At 46.1% G+C, this 17,862-nt stretch carries 16 protein-coding genes; 7 read left to right on the top strand and 9 right to left on the bottom strand.

Features of this window, described 5'->3' with window-relative positions:
- Positions 1 to 9: 9 nt before the first annotated feature.
- From D9Y29_RS12805 to D9Y29_RS12790, 4 genes are all read left to right on the top strand, one after another.
- Complete coding sequence (locus D9Y29_RS12805) at positions 10 to 1,032, top strand: inorganic phosphate transporter (protein ID WP_127128688.1); 1,023 nt, start codon at positions 10 to 12, stop codon at positions 1,030 to 1,032.
- A gap of 162 nt (positions 1,033 to 1,194) precedes the next feature.
- Positions 1,195 to 2,061 (top strand): glucose-1-phosphate thymidylyltransferase RfbA, encoded by an 867-nt coding sequence (gene rfbA / locus D9Y29_RS12800; RefSeq protein ID WP_127128686.1) that lies wholly within the window; start codon positions 1,195 to 1,197, stop codon positions 2,059 to 2,061.
- 22 nt (positions 2,062 to 2,083) lie between these two features.
- Positions 2,084 to 3,139, top strand: coding sequence for a UDP-glucose 4-epimerase GalE (gene galE, locus D9Y29_RS12795; protein ID WP_127128684.1), 1,056 nt, complete (start codon positions 2,084 to 2,086; stop codon positions 3,137 to 3,139).
- A gap of 38 nt (positions 3,140 to 3,177) precedes the next feature.
- Positions 3,178 to 4,134: a transketolase family protein gene (locus D9Y29_RS12790; protein WP_164735391.1), complete on the top strand. Its 957-nt coding sequence runs from the start codon at positions 3,178 to 3,180 to the stop codon at positions 4,132 to 4,134.
- A gap of 50 nt (positions 4,135 to 4,184) precedes the next feature.
- On the opposite strand, the gene D9Y29_RS12785 is transcribed toward D9Y29_RS12790, so the two are convergent.
- Positions 4,185 to 6,056 (bottom strand): AlbA family DNA-binding domain-containing protein, encoded by a 1,872-nt coding sequence (locus D9Y29_RS12785; protein WP_127128682.1) that lies wholly within the window; start codon positions 6,054 to 6,056, stop codon positions 4,185 to 4,187.
- A 262-nt stretch (positions 6,057 to 6,318) separates the two neighbouring features.
- Here D9Y29_RS12785 and D9Y29_RS12780 point away from each other — a divergent pair, with 262 nt between their 5' ends.
- Genes D9Y29_RS12780 through D9Y29_RS12770 form a run of 3 tightly spaced genes read left to right on the top strand, consistent with a single transcriptional unit; the run spans position 6,319 to position 8,099 of the window.
- The gene (locus D9Y29_RS12780) at positions 6,319 to 6,870 is read left to right on the top strand and encodes an RNA polymerase sigma factor (RefSeq protein ID WP_127128680.1); all 552 of its coding nucleotides are present in this window, start codon (positions 6,319 to 6,321) and stop codon (positions 6,868 to 6,870) included.
- A gap of 34 nt (positions 6,871 to 6,904) precedes the next feature.
- Positions 6,905 to 7,660, top strand: coding sequence for a hypothetical protein (locus D9Y29_RS12775; protein ID WP_127128678.1), 756 nt, complete (start codon positions 6,905 to 6,907; stop codon positions 7,658 to 7,660).
- A 10-nt stretch (positions 7,661 to 7,670) separates the two neighbouring features.
- Complete coding sequence (locus tag D9Y29_RS12770; RefSeq protein ID WP_127128676.1) at positions 7,671 to 8,099, top strand: periplasmic heavy metal sensor; 429 nt, start codon at positions 7,671 to 7,673, stop codon at positions 8,097 to 8,099.
- A gap of 76 nt (positions 8,100 to 8,175) precedes the next feature.
- Here D9Y29_RS12770 and D9Y29_RS12765 read toward each other — a convergent pair whose 3' ends face one another.
- The 8 genes from D9Y29_RS12765 to purD form a co-directional block, all read right to left on the bottom strand.
- Positions 8,176 to 8,922 carry an MBL fold metallo-hydrolase gene (locus D9Y29_RS12765; RefSeq protein WP_127128674.1) on the bottom strand — a complete coding sequence of 249 codons (747 nt, stop codon included), beginning with the start codon at positions 8,920 to 8,922 and terminating at the stop codon, positions 8,176 to 8,178.
- 18 nt (positions 8,923 to 8,940) lie between these two features.
- The gene (gene rodA, locus D9Y29_RS12760; protein ID WP_127128672.1) at positions 8,941 to 10,281 is read right to left on the bottom strand and encodes a rod shape-determining protein RodA; all 1,341 of its coding nucleotides are present in this window, start codon (positions 10,279 to 10,281) and stop codon (positions 8,941 to 8,943) included.
- 5 nt (positions 10,282 to 10,286) lie between these two features.
- Complete coding sequence (gene mrdA / locus D9Y29_RS12755) at positions 10,287 to 12,350, bottom strand: penicillin-binding protein 2 (protein WP_127128670.1); 2,064 nt, start codon at positions 12,348 to 12,350, stop codon at positions 10,287 to 10,289.
- 70 nt (positions 12,351 to 12,420) lie between these two features.
- On the bottom strand, positions 12,421 to 12,954 hold the full coding sequence (locus D9Y29_RS12750; RefSeq protein ID WP_127128668.1) for a rod shape-determining protein MreD: 534 nt from the start codon (positions 12,952 to 12,954) through the stop codon (positions 12,421 to 12,423).
- A complete protein-coding gene (gene mreC, locus D9Y29_RS12745) occupies positions 12,951 to 13,802 on the bottom strand; it encodes a rod shape-determining protein MreC (protein ID WP_127128666.1) in 852 nt (283 codons plus the stop codon). Before mreC ends, D9Y29_RS12750 begins: the two co-directional genes overlap by 4 nt.
- A gap of 21 nt (positions 13,803 to 13,823) precedes the next feature.
- Positions 13,824 to 14,849 (bottom strand): rod shape-determining protein, encoded by a 1,026-nt coding sequence (locus D9Y29_RS12740; protein WP_127128664.1) that lies wholly within the window; start codon positions 14,847 to 14,849, stop codon positions 13,824 to 13,826.
- Positions 14,850 to 15,451: 602 nt separating this feature from the next.
- Positions 15,452 to 16,498: a tryptophan 2,3-dioxygenase gene (locus D9Y29_RS12735; protein WP_127128662.1), complete on the bottom strand. Its 1,047-nt coding sequence runs from the start codon at positions 16,496 to 16,498 to the stop codon at positions 15,452 to 15,454.
- Between the two features lie 17 nt (positions 16,499 to 16,515).
- Positions 16,516 to 17,793: a phosphoribosylamine--glycine ligase gene (purD, locus tag D9Y29_RS12730; RefSeq protein WP_127128660.1), complete on the bottom strand. Its 1,278-nt coding sequence runs from the start codon at positions 17,791 to 17,793 to the stop codon at positions 16,516 to 16,518.
- Positions 17,794 to 17,862: the final 69 nt, after the last annotated feature.

The raw sequence follows: 17,862 nt of genomic DNA, 5'->3' as shown, positions 1-17,862 counted from the left end.
TGAGCCCTTATGACTTTTCTGGTTGTCATTATTGTACTGGCTCTGGTTTTTGATTACATCAATGGATTCCATGATGCAGCCAATTCCATTGCCACTATTGTGTCTACGAAAGTACTAACGCCCTTCCAGGCAGTACTTTGGGCAGCGGTTTTCAACTTCGCTGCTTTTTTTATTGCAAAATATTGGATCGGAGAATTCAAGATCGGTAATTCATTTGCGAAGAGCATCAATGAGCATTTCATTACGCTTCCGGTGATCTTTTCCGCATTGATCGCCGCTATTACCTGGAACCTTCTTACCTGGTGGTTCGGTATACCTTCTTCCTCTTCCCACACTTTGCTGGGAGGCTTTATGGGAGCGGCATTGGCGCATGTGGGCCATTTTGCCCAGGATGGTCACAGCGTGATCAACTACAGTGTGGTAATACCTATCTTCCTGTTCATATTCGGCGCACCACTGATGGGTATGATTGTTTCGCTGATCATAACACTGATCATCGTCAATATCTGCCGGCGTGCCAACCCTTACAAAGCAGATAGCTGGTTCAGAAGATTGCAGTTGGTTTCCTCTGCGCTCTTCAGTCTGGGCCACGGCAGTAACGATGCGCAAAAAGTGCTGGGCCTGATCGCTGCGGCAATGGTGGCGCAGGGACAGATCGATAGTATCAAGGATGTGCCGGACTGGGTGCCCCTGGCCTGTTTCACTGCCATTGCCATTGGCACCATGAGTGGTGGATGGAAGATCGTAAAAACGATGGGAAGCCGTATCACCAAGGTTACTCCGCTGGAAGGCGTGGCTGCAGAAACAGCCGGCGCCGCAACCCTGTTCCTTACAGAACATTTGGGTATTCCGGTGAGCACCACGCATACCATCACCGGCGCCATCATGGGTGTGGGTGCTACCAAACGCTTATCAGCCGTGCGTTGGGGCGTTACCATCAACCTGCTTTGGGCATGGATCCTCACCATTCCGGTGAGTATGGTTCTGGCCGCAATCACTTACTATATTACCAAGCTGGTATTACATTTATAAACAGACCGGACTAACAGTCCGTAGTCCGCCGGAGGGGTCTTTTTCACATCCAATATCGAAGTGAAGAAGACCCCTCTTGTAATTTTAGCCGCATTTCTGGCGCTTTCTTATTATTTTGAGCATTCATTCAGCCAATTATACTCATTAAAACTGCTATATCTGATGAAAGGAATAATTCTGGCAGGAGGTTCCGGTACAAGGCTGCACCCTATAACCTACGCTATCAGCAAGCAGATCATGCCTATTTATGATAAGCCCATGATCTATTATCCGCTGTCTACCCTTATGCTGGCAGGGATCAAAGAGATACTGATCATTTCCACCCCCTATGATCTCCCTCAGTTTAAAAGATTATTGGGAGATGGCACGCAGTGGGGTTTACAGTTCACTTATGCCGAACAGGCCGTTCCGAATGGACTGGCACAGGCTTTCGTGATCGGCGCCGATTTTATCGGGAACGATAATGTGGCCCTGGTGCTGGGCGACAATATCTTCTACGGAGCAGGCCTGGGCGAACAATTGTCTAAAAACACAGAACCCGATGGCGGCATCGTATACGCATATCACGTGAGCGATCCCGAACGCTACGGTGTTGTTGAATTCGATAAGAACAAAAATGTGATCTCCATCGAAGAAAAACCCGAATCACCCAAAAGCAATTATGCGGTGCCCGGCCTCTATTTCTACGATAATGAAGTGGTGTCCATCGCCAAAGCATTGGCGCCCAGTCCACGCGGAGAATACGAGATCACTGATGTAAATAAAGAATATCTTCGAAGAGGAAAACTGAAAGTATCGATACTGGACAGAGGCACTGCCTGGCTGGATACCGGCACTTTCGATTCACTGATGCAGGCTTCACAGTTTGTGCAGGTGATTGAACAAAGGCAGGGGATCAAGATCGCCTGCATCGAAGAGATCGCTTACAGGAAAGGTTTCATCAACAGGGAACAACTGGAAGTGATGGCCAAACCCCTGCTGAAAAGCGGATATGGTCAATATCTGATGAACGTATTAAAAGAACAATAAACACCACTACTATTCATTACCAATGAGCAAGATACTCGTTACCGGCGGTTGTGGCTATATAGGCTCCCACACAATCGTTGATCTGGTTGAAAATGGCTTTGATGTGATTTCTGTAGACAATAACTCAAGATCTACGCCGCGTATTCTCGAAGGCATCGAAAAGATCACCGGTAAAAAAATCAAGAACTATAAAGTTGACTTGTGCAATTTCGACGATACATTCGCGATCTTCCAGGAAAACAGTGATATTTCCGGCATCATCCATTTTGCCGCTTACAAAGCTGTGGGTGAATCTGTGGAACAACCGTTGATGTATTTCGAGAACAACCTGGTTTCCCTGATCAACCTGCTCAAATGTGTGCAGGAGTTCAATATTCCACATTTCGTGTTCTCCTCTTCCTGCACTGTTTACGGAAACCCTGATGTGATCCCGGTTACAGAGGCAACGCCTCCCAAACCTGCAGAATCCCCCTACGGCTATACTAAGCAAATGGGCGAACAGATCATCAACGAGTTTTCCAAAACGGCCAGCGCTCAGTGTGTGCTTCTCCGTTATTTCAACCCGGTTGGCGCACACCCCAGCATCCTGATCGGCGAACTGCCCATCGGCAGACCAGCCAATCTCATTCCCGCCATCACACAAACAGCCATCGGCAAACTGCCACAGATGACCGTTCATGGCGCAGATTATGATACACGCGACGGAAGCTGTATCCGCGACTTCATCCATGTGAGTGATATCGCCCATGCACATACGCTCGCCATCAAATACCTGATCGAAGGCCGCAATACCAAACGCTGCGAAGTGTTCAATCTTGGCACCGGCAATGGAGTATCAGTGCTGGAAGCGATCAATACATTTGAAAAAGTAAGCGGCGTGAAACTGAACTATGTGATCGGACCCCGTCGCCCGGGCGATGTGATAGCCATTTACGCCAATAACGATTATGCCGTCCAATCACTGGGCTGGGATATCCGCTATGGCCTGGAAGACATGCTGTCTACCGCCTGGAAATGGGAACAAAGGCTGAAGCTGGACGAAAAATTCTACCAGAGCAAGCCGGTTGACCTGAATTAACCAGACTTTCCTTTACTTTGCACCACCAAATTATTATCATGCTTAAAGATATTCAGTCCACAGGTAAAAAAGATACGCGCAGCGGTTTTGGCGATGGCATTGTTGAAGCAGCGCGCTCCAATCCCAATATTATCGCATTAACTGCTGACCTGGCCGGCTCCCTGAAGCTGAACCAGTTCATGAAAGAATTTCCTGAGCGTTTCATCCAGGTAGGCATTGCAGAAGCAAACATGATGGGCATCGCAGCTGGTCTCACCATCGGCGGCAAGATCCCCTTCACCACCACTTTTGCCAACTTCTCTACCGGCCGCGTGTACGACCAGATCCGTCAATCCATCGCTTATTCCGGAAAGAATGTAAAGATCTGCGCTTCTCACGCAGGCCTTACACTCGGAGAAGATGGCGCTACACACCAGATCCTGGAAGATATCGGCATGATGAAAATGCTGCCCGGTATGACGGTGATCGTTCCCTGCGATTACAACCAGACTAAGCTCGCAACCATGGCTGTTGCCGAATACCAGGGATCGGTTTACCTCCGCTTCGGACGTCCGTCATGGCCTATCTTCACTGATCTGAACCAACCCTTTGTGATCGGAAAAGCACAACAGTTCTCCGAAGGAACCGATGTTTCCATCTTTGCCTGCGGACATATGGTTTGGAAAGCGATCGAAGCCGGTAAAGCACTCGAAGAAAAAGGCATCAGTGTTGAACTGATCAATATACATACCATCAAACCGCTCGATGAAGAAGCTGTTCTGAAATCCATCCGCAAAACTAAATGCGCGGTGACTGTTGAAGAACATAATATCATTGGTGGATTGGGCGATAGTATTGCACAAGTGGCCAGCCGTCATTTCCCTGTTCCCATCGAGTACGTTGGTACAAATGATACTTTTGGTGAAAGCGGAACACCTGATCAATTGCTCACCAAGTACGGTTTGGATACGCCCAATATTATCGAGGCAGTAGAAAAAGTAATGAAGAGGAAATAATTCCTTTCAGAATATTTGAAAAGAGCTGTGCAGAAATGTGCAGCTCTTTTTTATTGATCAAATAAAGACTTTGTTCGCTTGAAGTTGGTGTTCACTTTGTAATTAGGCCGGCCATCAACTTTTAGTAAGTACATTTTATTTGTTAGGCTATTAATAATATTGCGAACCTTCCTCTTATAATCATTATAATGTTTGACATCTAAAATTTTCTGATTTTTTCTAAAGTAAAGGAAATCTCCGACCTGCGCGGCATTTACATCTTTATTGATTTGGCTGAACTCGTTAAAATGATAAATCACATTGAGAACGTCTTTATAATCAAGCTTAAGGTCATCATATGCTCCTCCAAAGATTCGCCTTAAATCGTCTATAAAATCAAATTTGGTTAGCGTTCTATCAACTAAATAAACAGGATACAAATCAGGACCGTTTGGATGTTTGTAAATTAGCCCCCAATCCTCTAACTGGGATATTACTGCAAAATGATTGTTATCCGGCGTTAATGCAATTGTATATTTTTCGATCCTGTTAAGTCTTTCTGACTTGTAGAAATAAGATAATACGGTCTTTTGTTCCTCAGTTAAATCACGGCCATTGGTTTTTCTGTAAATATATCCTCCAAAACTCCTAAGCCACCACTCGGCCTCTTCATCCAGAACACGACCTTTATTGATGAACAATCCAATATCCTGCTCGGCATACAAAACATAGTAAGCGATATCGACCTTATTTTCAAGTGCGAGGCTCGTCAATGAAGACATCCCCCAACCTTTGCCTTCCCACCGATCAAAAGATTTTAGAACATCAGCTAATCTGGGGTTTTGGGCTTTGGGAATCGGAATAATCCTACGTATCGGAATAGAATCATTGCTACGTAAGATTTGTTCGTTCCTAAACTTCCCTGGATTTCTGATTTCGATATGATTCCCGGGCGCGATCGTAATATTTACAAATTTATTTACACTGTAATCCCTATGAGCCAGCGCATTATTGACAGTCTCCCTGATTAATCTTTCCGGGTATTCAAAAGTAGTAGACCCTCCTTTTGCTGTACTAATACCAGTTGAAATATTAGTAATCACAAACCCCAGACTACTTTCCAGCAATGGAATTACATTGTCCTTAAATACTTTCTTGTTACCTGCAATGTCTATCGGACTTTCAACAAACCCATCTACCTGACACCTTCCCTGAACATAATCGTAAATATTCATTCCGCAAACCAACATACCTAATAATGTTGGTTTAGCATTTATTACAAACTTCTTCCTTTCCAAAAAAGATAAGGCTGAAGGGATATCTGCTTTTAGTGTTTCTACTTTCATTCCCTGGTTCAATCGCTGAATATAATCGTTAAGCTTATCAATGCTTAAATCTTCCAGGGAAGTATCATCAACAGTTCTAAGCTCTCTCGCCAACTCCAATTCTGCTCTAAGTTCTTTTTGCGTTTCTATTTCATTTCTTGTAATCTTGTGATCTCCAGTTAACTTTCTTTCGTACGCATTCCCTTCAAATAGTACATATTTTTTATCATCCGGCAACTTTTCAATCGGAACAATGCAAACTCTTCCATCACGGAAATCCACTATTTCAAATAAATCCGTTCTAATAAAATCCGATAGGTCTAATGGCTTCCCTTCATCTGATGTAAACAATCCTGGAAGTTCTTTGAGTTTACTTTCATTGTTGGGATTGAATCCCCTGAAAGTATATTTACTCTTATCCTTTGCCTCATTTATTCCAATAATAACAATTCCACCATTTGTATTCAGGAAGGCATTAACAGATTTGTAAAGCTCTTTCCAATTATCGCCAGTAGAAAGATCTTTAAGTTCAATTTTGTCTGTTTCAACTTCCTTAAAAGTTTCATTTTCAATACATTCATTTATTTTTTTTAATATCTTATCGACTACTGGTACCATTTGAGGAAATTTACCTGGACTTAAAAACAGCCTTCTTAGATTGCAATATGCAATATAGAGATAGCATTGAAATGTCCGAAATAGTTATGAATTTAGGAGTTTTATTTTTGCTTACCGGACAAAACCTGCGGAAATCGTAATAATCCACTGGTAATCATCTTTTCTTGCTATACGATTATATGCTCTTTAACAATACCTTGCCATTCAGCCTTTTAAACCAATTACTGTATCTTTAATCCAATCTCTAATAAACAGCTAACCTATGGCGGTAACCACTCAGGACAGTGAACTGCTTACCCTTTTCCGTAACCCATCAACAAGGGAAAGCGCTTTTACTGCCATCATAAAAAAATACCAGGAGCGTCTGTACTGGCATGTCAGACGAATGGTTGTAGAACACGAAGACGCCAATGACGTTTTGCAGAATGTGTTCATCAAAGTTTGGAAAGGCCTCGAGAATTTCCGGGAGGACGCACAGCTCTATACCTGGCTGTATCGTATTGCCACCAATGAATGCCTCAGCTTTATGGAGCAACAGAAAAAAAGAACAGCTGTTTCCCTGGACGAGGTGGAAAGCAACCTGGAAAACAAGATCAAAGCAGATAAAGACTTTGATGCCAATAAACTCGAATGGAAATTGCAACTGGCCATTCAGCAACTGCCTGAAAAACAAAGGGTCGTTTTCTCTTTGAGGTATTACGACGAGATGCCTTACGAAGAAATGAGCCGCGTACTGGATACCTCCGAAGGCGCACTCAAAGCATCTTATCACCATGCCGTTAAAAAAGTGGAAGATTATATCCTGAACCATTAAACTTCTCTTAACAAATCAGGTCTATTAAGTGCTCATGGAAAGCAGTAACAACATATTAAAAGAATTGAAGGAAATAAGCCCGGTGCTGGCTTCCAGTTTCCCGCTGCCTGTTCCTTACAAAGTGCCGGCAGGCTATTTCGGGCAACTGCCATCCATTGCGTTGACCACTGTCAAAGGCGGATCAGACAATGCAGCCGATGAACTGCAGACCCTGTCGCCACTGCTGGGCAGCATTTCCAGGAAAACTCCCTACCAATTACCGGAAGGTTATTTCGAGGGTTTATCCGGGAATACGCTGGCAGAAACAAAGGCTGTAGCTTTTGTTCAGGAAGAACTGGATGATTTCTCACCCGTTCTTCATAATCTCAAACATGCATCTCTGTATGAAGTGCCTACGGGTTATTTTGATCAACTGCCCGGTATTATTCTGAGTAAAGTACAATCTGGGCAGCCGGCAAAAGTGGTGAAGATGGCCAACCGCAATGTCTTACGCAGATATATAGCCGCAGCCGCTGTTCTGGCAGTAATGATCACCGGAGCATGGTGGTATTTCCAGCCATCATCAAAAACCGAAAATCCAACAACAACAGTAGCTATCCAGCAGGTACCTGATGAGGAACTGATCCGCTTTATAGATGATCAGGCGCTCGCTGCTGAGATCGCAGGTAACACCATCGCTTATACGGAATTCGACAACAATGATATGCATGATCTGCTGGCCGATGTAAGTGACGAAGAACTGCAACAGTACGTGGAAAAGAACAGCAGCATCATCAATGCCTATAATTAAAGAACAGATTATGAAACAAATTTTTTCAATACTTACCTTGTTCCTGGCGCTCAGTTTTGCAGCAACTGCACAGAGCGGGCCGGGCAGGAAGGATAGCGCCGGCAATAAAGTAGCTGCTATCAAGATCGCTTATCTCACCAGCAAATTGAACCTGTCGCCCGAAGAAGCGCAAAAGTTCTGGCCTATTTACAACAAATATGCTGAAGAGCTGCGCAAAGTGCGCAATGATGCCAGAAAGAACAATACTCCTGAACTGGAAGTGGAAGAGAAAGTACTCGCTATCCGGAAAAAATATAACTCAGAATTCAGCAAGGCATTACCTCCGGAAAAAGTAAATGCTTTTTATAAAGCTGAAAAAGAGTTCGGCACCATGTTGAAGAAGGAATGGATGGAAAGAAAAAAGAAAAGAGGAGAAAAAGGTGCAAGAGCTTCAGAATAAGAACAAGTCTCTACTCGTGTTTTTCATAGGTTAGCTATCAGGCTGCATCCAGGTTACGATGCAGCCTTTTTTATTTTCAGAATTTGTATACCGGGTTCTTTACATCATGGTAGAAAAGGAAGGTCCATTTATTCTGTTCTCCTTCTTCCCACCATTGTTTGCGCAGCTCCATGGCCTTCTTCCCATCGTAATCGTATTTGGCCACGAACTTACTTTTCATCTGGTTGAGTTGCGGCGCATCATCGGCTCCGAAGAAAACGGTCTCACCGCCATCAACAATGCGGAAAACCTGGTGGAACGGGCTGTGCGCACCGGTAATCTCATATTTGATATATCCGTCTATCACGCCGTCGCCTTCCAGCCATTGCACCTGAGGTGCATCGCGCAAGCATTCCAGCTCATCCGTGATAAAAGAAGGGAACCCTGTTTCAAAAGCAAATTCGAATTCTTTTCGCTGCACATAATATTTTGCCTGCGGAAAGCTCAACTGGCGTGGTGCTGACGGATCAGTGGGATGCACATCGCTCACTGCGCCGGCATGGTCCTTATGTAAATGGCTCATCAGCACTTTGGTGATCTCGGAAGGGTTGATACCATGCTCCATCAGGTTGCGATGCAATTGCAGTTTTCCATCTTTCTGGAAACCGAGGCCGGTATCGAGCAGTAGAATATCTTCAGAAGTGATCACAACAAAAGGTTGCACTTCTACCAGGAGGCTTCCTGTTGGGCGCGCCTGCAGGTCATCATTATCCAGGTCGAAGGGAACAAATAGTTTTGATTTGTCGATCGTAAAAGAACCTTCACTGAGTGGAATAATTTTCATACACACTGTTTTTTGTTTCTAACGCAACACCATCTGCCTGTCTGCATCCAGTCTGATCAGGATGAACAGCATAATGGAGAACGAAAGTAAGGAAGTACCGCCATAACTGATCAAAGGCAGCGGAATTCCGATCACAGGTGCGAGACCGATGGTCATGCAAACATTGATAGCTATATGGAAGAAAAAGACCGAAGCCACACCATAAGCGTAACAACGACTGAATACGCTTCGTTGCCTTTCGGCGATGGTTACGATCCTTAGCAATAAGAAAAGATAAATCCCCAGTACAAGAGCGCTGCCCACAAATCCGAAGCCTTCACCAATGGTACAAAAGATGAAATCCGTTCGCTGCTCCGGAACGAAATCGAAACGGGTTTGCGTTCCCTTCAGGAAACCTCGGCCAACAAAGCCACCGCTACCGATCGCGATCTTACTCTGACGAACATTGTAATCTGTATCTTTCTTTTTGACAGGTACTGCTTCTTCCTCGCCCTCTACTGTATTGAGCGCCGCATATGGATTCTCTTTACCGATAAGCGAGAAGATCCGCTCCACCTGGTGCTTTGCAAATACCTTGGTGAACAGGAACGGCACCACAAACCTCTGCACGCCCACACACCCTACCCATATGCCCACAATCACGAACAATACGGCACGACTTCTCCGTATCTGTTTGCGCAGAATATAAATGGCACCTGCTGCAATAGCCGTTAGTATGATAGCGAGCACATCTTTATCCACTACCAATGTAGCCACAACCAGCACCGCCAGTGAGAATCCTATGATCAGGTACCCGGGCGGCAAACCTTCGCGGAACATCACGAGGAAGAAAGAGAAGAATACCAGCGCCAGACCGGTCTCTTTCTGCGCAATTGTGATCAGCGCCGGTAATACCACGATAGCAGCAGCTATGAGCTGTGACCTCGGCTTGCTGAAATCTGTTTCAACGCGCGACAAGTATTTCGCCAATGCCATGTTCACAAACACTTTCATCAATTCCGCCGGCTGAAGATTGAAGCCGCCGATACGGATGATGGACTCAGTTCCTTTCACTGCCGTATGCAAAGGAAACACAAGCAGTAACAGCAACATCCCCACGGCGTACCAGATATTGGCGGTTGCGGTAAAGAATTTACTATCGGTGAGCAGTATGAACAGTCCCAATACCATCGATACGATAAAAAAATAGAACTGCTTGCTGTAATCCGTTTTGAAACCGAGAAAGGTCTGTATCACATTGTCTCCATCATGATAGGTAACGGAGAATATACTCATCAGCCCGATGCCAACCAGCAGGAGGTACAACCAGAACATCACCCAGTCTACGCCTTTCGATATTGCAGGATTTCGTTGGTTCATGCCAGTTATGCGTTGAAGGGTTTGTTGAACAATCGGGGATCCGGTACTACCATTGTTGTCCTGCGTTTATCCCTTGAAGAAGGGAATGGAGGACGGGTAGGATTGTTTCGATAGAATTTCCTGATCTGTGAACTGTCTTTATAACGTTCAGCCCAGTTATATGCGCGGGCTGAATCTTCTATGTACTGAAGATATTTGATATAACTGGGCATCAGGTTGGCATTCGCGACCCTGTCCACTTCTTTCATTCTGTCAGCAGGGATACTGTCTTTCAGGTAACGTTCCAGCATCAGGCCGGCAATAGGCGCCGCCCAGGTATTACCAAAGCCGCTGTTCTCCACTACAACTGCCAGCGCGATCTTCGGATCATGCCTTGGCGCAAAACAAACGAACACGGAGTTATCATCCAGCTTGATCCTTTTTCCCTGGATCACGCGGTATTTTTCGGCAGTACCTGTTTTACCACAGATCTCGATCCCTGCTACTTTTGCGCGGCTCGCGGAACCATCCACCACCTGCTGCATTCCGGACATGATGGCTTCATAGGCATCTTCCGAGATATTGGTAAGCACTTCATGTTTCTTCCTGAATTCCTTCATCAAGGTGTCCATGGCACTTTCATCATCTATCTTCTGCACAAAGTGAGGCGTGTAATAATATCCTTTATTGGCTATTATACACATGGCGTTGGCCATTTGCAAAGGCGTAGTCTGCATCATATCCTGACCGATACCCAGCGTTAGGTTGGTACAGCTGTTCCAGGAACCACGATAAACGCGGTTGTACCGGGCTGTGTCCGGGATCAGTCCGGCCTGCTCACTCACCAGGTCAACACCTGTGCGTTCACCGAGCCCGAAATGATTCATGTACTCTCTCCATTTTTCGTAGCCCTTCTTCACGTTGCCATATTTGGGATTGTCTACCGTATTTCTGTACACCTGCACAAAATAGGAGTTGCAGGAATTAGCGATTGCGAGACGAAGGTTGGCGGCATGACCGGGATTGCTGTGCGTGCAGGCAGGTTTACCATGTCCGCATCCGTAATACCTGCCTCCGCAATTATATCCATAGCTAGGTGTGATCACTCCTTCGTTCAGAGCAACGAGACCACCCAATGGTTTGAATGTTGAACCTGGTTCATACAAACCGGCAATAGCCCTGTTGAGCAATGGGCCTGCCACATCCAGCGCCAGCTGTCCGTAATTCTTTTGTTTGTTGGGACCGGTTAGACTGTTGGGATCATAAGTAGGTCCGGAAGCCATGGCCAGGATACCACCTGTTTTTGGATCGATGGCAACCACGGCGCCCACTTTGTTGCGGATCAGTTTTTCCGCCAGCACCTGGAGATCGATATCTATATAGGTACGAAGATTTCTTCCTGCAATAGCAGCAGTATCGAAGATGCCGTTCTCATAGCTTCCAACAAGACGGTTCTTATTGTCTTTGATCAGGTATTCCACACCGCGCTGTCCCATGAGCACCTGTTCATAATAAGCTTCGATGCCTGACCTTCCAACGTAGTCGCCCATGCGATAATAACCACCCGAGCGTTTGATGATGGAGGAATCGGCTTCACCGATATAACCCATGATATGCGCACCCGCATTGTAGGGATAAACGCGCACAGGTCTTTCGATGAGGGCGAAGCCAGGGAACTTCCAGATATTTTCATCCAGCCGGGCATGGAGCTCAGGCGTGAGCAGGCCCTGGAAAATGGACGGGCGATAAGGCCCATTCTTGAACCTTGCATCCAGCATGCGTTTGCGATACTCGGCTGTATCGATGCCAAGGATCTCGCAGAGACCGAATGTATCGGTCTTGCGCGCTTCATTGGGCGTAACCACCAGGTCGAACATGATGGTATTATTGAGAATGGGTCTTCCCTTGCGATCGTAAATGATCCCGCGGTCCGGGTATTTCACTTTCGGGAATACGGCATTATCCATAGCCAGTTGCTTGTATTTCCCTGATAATATCTGCAGATTGAATAACTGTACGATAATGATGAGGAATACACCAACGAAGATGAGACGGATGATATTACTGCGCGACTGATTAAATAAAGCCATAGGATTGGCAGATCAATATACAAAAATAAGAACAACCTGAAAGTATCCGGTACAATTAACAAATCCTGCATTAAGCGGAATTGGTCCTGAATTTCTCTTTCCTGTAAAACAGCAGTTCAGTGATCATGATCAGCAACAGGCTGATGCCGGTTGTTGCCACCACCTTACCCAGGAGGAATATAAATGATTTCACCGATAGCCATTCCAGCAATACCAGGTAGAAATTATGTATAAAAGTAAGGATCAGAACATAAGTAGCATAGGGAGCCCATCCCATACTTGTGGGGGAAGGCGATTTATAGCTTTTATCAGCTCCTTCCTGCGGGATCAGGATATTGATGAGGAAGGGCCGCAGGTATCCGATGAGCACACAGGGCGCAGCATGCAGACCCGGAGTTTTTGTAAAGAAATCCAATGATAGCCCCAACAGGAAAGACACCAGTGTAACTGCCATCCTGGGCATATTGAAAGGCAGCCAGAGGATATAAAGGAAATACAGGTACGCCACCACAAAACTGTGGATCGGTGGAATACGGAACAACACGTATACCTGTATCAGGATAAACAGGAAGAACCGGATAATATTTCTGACGAGATCGCTCATTGATTCTTTTTTACTGCCTCTTCTAATTTCTTTTGTTCATCAGCCTGCAGATTTTCGATCACCAATGCATGCTCAACACTGCCGAAGTTAGTAGCAGGCTTGAGTTTGAGGGTGTAGAAATTGCTGGATTTATCGTTAATGATTTCCATTACTGTTCCAATCAGTACCCCCTGGGGGAAATAAGTTCCGTACTGGCTGGTAACGATACTGTCGCCTTTCTGGATGGGTACGCTTTTCGGAAGGTTGCTGATGAAAATAGTGGAAGGGCTTTTACCATCCCAGTACACCTGTCCTGTTTCTCCGCTTTTCTTTACGCGGCCGCTGATGCGGCTTTGCAGGTGGAGCAGGCTCATCACTACGGAGTAGTTATCGCCGGTGTTCACCACCACTCCCAATACGCCATCGGGACTGACCACTCCCATATCTTTTCTCACTCCTTGTTTTTCTCCGCGGTGGAGTGTGAAATAATTGTTGGGGAAGATGAGATAGCGGTTCACCACTTTTGCATCACGGTACAGGTATTTGCGGCGGATGCCGGTAGTATCGTAGGGAATGGAATCTATCCTTAGCGCAGTGCTGGTATCGGCTACTTCGAAATCCTGTTTGAGCAGGTTCCTGAGCATGGTATTTTCCTGCACCAGGCTCTCATTGGTCTTTTTGAGATGGAAGTAGTATTCAACGTTGTTGTAGCGTTTGCTGAGCTTACCCGTAATATCATTGGCTACGCCCATAAAGGCTGCTTCATGGAATTCATTGTAATGAAACAGCATGTACAGCGCGGTAATCTGCATCACCAGGAAGAAAAAGAAATTGAAGAATTTTCTGATGAAGAGAAAAATGTTACGCAAAGGAGGTAAGTTTTAAAAGTCCTAACGCATTACAAACGGATAGTGCTCGTAGTTCTTCAGGGCCAGGCCGGTTCCGCGAACAACGCTTTTCAGCGGATCGTCTGCCACGTGTACCGGCAGTTTGATCTTTTGGCTGAGGCGTTTGTCGAGGCCACGGAGCAGGGCGCCACCTCCAGTGAGGTAAAGGCCTCTGCGATAGATATCGGCAGCCAGCTCGGGCGGCGTCATTTCCAGGGCTTTGAGGATGGCTTCTTCGATCTTGAAGATGCTCTTGTCCAGCGCTTCCGCGATTTCCTGGTAACTCACCATGATCTGTTTGGGGATACCGGTTACGAGGTCGCGACCGTTGACGGGGATATCATCAGGCGGGTTGTCCAGGTCCTTCATGGCTGCGCCGATATTGATCTTGATCTGTTCGGCAGTACGTTCACCAATCAGGAGGCTATGGTAGCGGCGGAGGGCTTCCATGATATCCGCCGTGAATTCATCACCTGCGATACGGATACTCTGGTCGCACACGATACCGGCCAGTGCAATCACTGTGATACCGGTAGTACCACCACCTATGTCGATGATCATGTTACCAACTGGTTCTTCAACATCGATCCCGATACCCAGTGCCGCCGCCATGGGCTCATGGATCAGGTACACTTCTTTGGCTCCCGCCTGCTCCGCACTGTCGCGAACAGCGCGTTTCTCCACCTCCGTGATGCTGCTTGGAATACAGATCATCATCCTCCAGCTTGGGGGAAACAGGGGTTTCTTGGGATACACCATTTTGATGAGTTCACGGATCATCAGCTCGGCAGCATTGAAGTCCGCGATCACACCATCTTTCAGGGGACGGATCGTGCGGATGCTTTCGTGCGTTTTCTCGTGCATCATCAGGGCCTTCTTCCCTACCGCCAATACATTCTTCAGGTTATTACGGTCCAGCGCCACTATACTCGGTTCATTCACCACTACCTCATCGTTATGTATAATCAGGGTATTAGCGGTACCCAGGTCAATCGCGATCTCTTGGGTGAAAAAGTTGAATAAGCCCATTTTGAAAGGTCAGATTTTTGGATTGAAAGTTATGCCTGCAAAATTGAATTAAATAATCGATACTAACAAAGTGTAATCACAGCGAAACTGTGATCCGGACAGTAATTTTTCAACAAGTGTGGATACCAGCAAAGCCTGTATCCTTTCTATGCACTAACGCCACTTACTACCGTAAATTGTATTTTGAAAAGTATTTCATTTTTCTGACAATTGAAGTACTATTCACGGAGAAAAATGAACGCAAATAGAAAAAACTGGCCCTGTTTTATTCATCATCTTCTTTTCTTCACTCCTGGTGCAGTCTCAGGAGAAGAAAGTTCCTTACGGCAACAATCCTGCCACATGCAGATTTCTAAACCGGGTGTCTTTCCAATAACATTTTCATTATCTCATTCAAAGGAATCGCCGTTACCCCTTCTCCTAATGAAAATCCAAGCACAAGGTTTATCTCAGCCCCAACCCGGTGAGCGATAAAAGTATGGCTGAACCCTGGCCGGCAGGACGGAAAGAATATTTTCAATATTGTCGAGATAAAACAAAATAAGTCGACAAATTTAACACGTAGTATTAAAATTGTCGACTTAATAATAAATTTCTACTCCTTACTTCTGCACAAATCCAAGCCTCATTTCCATGGCTTTGCTCAGTTCAGGCAGCCTTCTTCTTTCAATGAGAAAGCTGGTCAGCCTGGCGATTTCGGCAAACACATAATGCTTGTCCAGCGCGCCTTTTAAATATTCTTTACCGGTACTGCCACCAGTACCGATGCGGGTTCCGATGATGCGATGCACCATACTCATATGCCTGTATCGCCAGGTACTCATCTGCTCATCGATCTCCAGCAAATTGTTGAGCAACTGGAAAGGCAATTGCAGGATCGGGTAACCACGGTACAACATGATGAAAAGTGCAGCCCGACTGGCGCGGGGGCTCAGTTGATTTTCCTCGCTGGCAGATGAATCCAGGAATACTTTATCGAAATAGGCTTTGTTGGCATTCTCCGCTTCAGCCAGGCTACCGGAATACAACTGACGGTAATCGGCCCAAAACTGGTGCAGGCCTGTATTTCCGGGATCGGCGCCCAGGGATTTGTATTCAGCCCAGAGATTTCCTTCTTCAAAGAATGGCATTCTTTCCAGCCAGCCATTCAATAATTGCAGCAGGCTCTTCTGTGATTCTGCTTTTTTGATGATGTCTATCTGTTGCTGACGAAGCTGTGAAATATAATATTCCTGGCCATGACGATGCTGGTATTTAAGTCCCAGCCTGGCTTCCAGCTCTTTGAACTGCCAGCTCTGGAAACCGGATGCAGGACGAAGCATATCCCTGAAGTCCAGGAAATCCATCGGTGTCATCGTTTCCATGATATCGATCTGGTGCACCAGCACTTTTAGAATGGATACCACCCTGTTCAGGCGATGAACAACGGTTTGCAGGCCGGGGGAATTATCGTTCACGGGTTTTTCCATGATCTCCGCCACGGAATTCACTTCAAACAAGAGTTGCTTGAACCAGAGCTCATAAGTCTGGTGAATGACGATGAACAGCATTTCATCATGCGCATGCTGATTGAGCTTGTCACTTTCCAGGAACTGGGCGTCCAGGATCTTGTCCAGCTCCAGGTAATCATTGTAGTGTACTTCTTTCATATAGCTTAAAACGTTTATCAGAACTCGTAACCAATATCGTTGCGGTAGTACATGCCATCATAAGAGATCTGCTCCAGCGCTTTCCTGGATTTGCCTACAGCCTCTTTGACGGAATTGCCATAAGATGTAACGCAGAGCACACGCCCACCGGCGGTTTCCGTGATGCCATTGCGGATGCCGGTCCCGGCATGGAACAGCAGGCTGTCAGCAGGTAATTCAGTATCAAGACCACTGATAGGAAGACCTTTCTTATAATCTCCTGGATAGCCGCCACTCACCGCCATTACGGTGCAGGCTACACGAGGATCCTGTTCCACCTTCAACTGCGCCAATGTACCATTGTCGGCAGCCAGTAACATTTCCACCAGGTCGGAAGCCAGTCGCGGCATTACCACTTCCGTTTCGGGATCGCCCATCCGGCAGTTGTATTCGATCACATAGGGATCATTGCCTACTTTAATAAGGCCGAAGAATACGAATCCTTTATAATCGAAGTTCTCTTTTTCAAGACCTTTTATCGTTGGCTCGATGATTTGATCTATTACTTTCTTCATGAAGCTTTGGTCAGCAAAGGGCACGGGGCTTACAGCGCCCATCCCGCCTGTGTTCAGACCGGTATCGCCTTCGCCGATGCGCTTGTAGTCCTTGGCTTCGGGGAGCAGCACATAAGATTTACCGTCGGTGAGCACAAATACGCTCAGCTCGATACCGGAGAGAAAAGCTTCCACCACTACTTTTTTGCTGGCTTCACCGAATTTGCTCTGCTGTATCATCTGCTCAAATTCGCTCACAGCTTCTTCCGTAGTTTGACAGATCAGCACTCCTTTGCCGGCGGCCAGTCCATCTGCTTTCAACACTACCGGTAATGGATGTTGTTTCAGGTATTCAACGCCGTCATTGAAGTTGGTTGCATCAAATTCGCGGTAAGCCGCAGTGGGAATATCATGACGTTGCATGAACTGTTTGGCGAATGCCTTGCTGCCTTCGAGCTGTGCAGCGTACTGCGATGGTCCGATGATCACTACCTGTTTCAGGCTTTCATCTTTCCTGAAGAAATCTGTGATGCCCTTTACCAGAGGTTCTTCGGGACCAACCAACACCAGGCCGATCGCATTCTTTAAAACAAAATCCTTCACAGCAGGAAAGTCGGTGGCTGAGAGCGCCACATTGGTGCCGCACTGCGCGGTGCCGGCATTACCCGGTGCAATGAATAACTGATCACAATGAGCACTCTGCACCAGTTTCCAGGCCAGTGCATGTTCGCGGCCGCCAGAGCCAAGTAGTAAAATATTCATATATTATTATGCTAACCTTTTTTGACCGTGCGAATTTCGGTATTCACCCTTGATTTGGCGAATTTTATT

It is taken from the genome of Pseudoflavitalea rhizosphaerae, assembly GCF_003991355.1.
Lineage (GTDB): Bacteria > Bacteroidota > Bacteroidia > Chitinophagales > Chitinophagaceae > Pseudobacter > Pseudobacter rhizosphaerae.
Note: the sequence above shows the minus strand (reverse complement) of the source record. Positions and strands in the feature narration are given on the sequence as shown.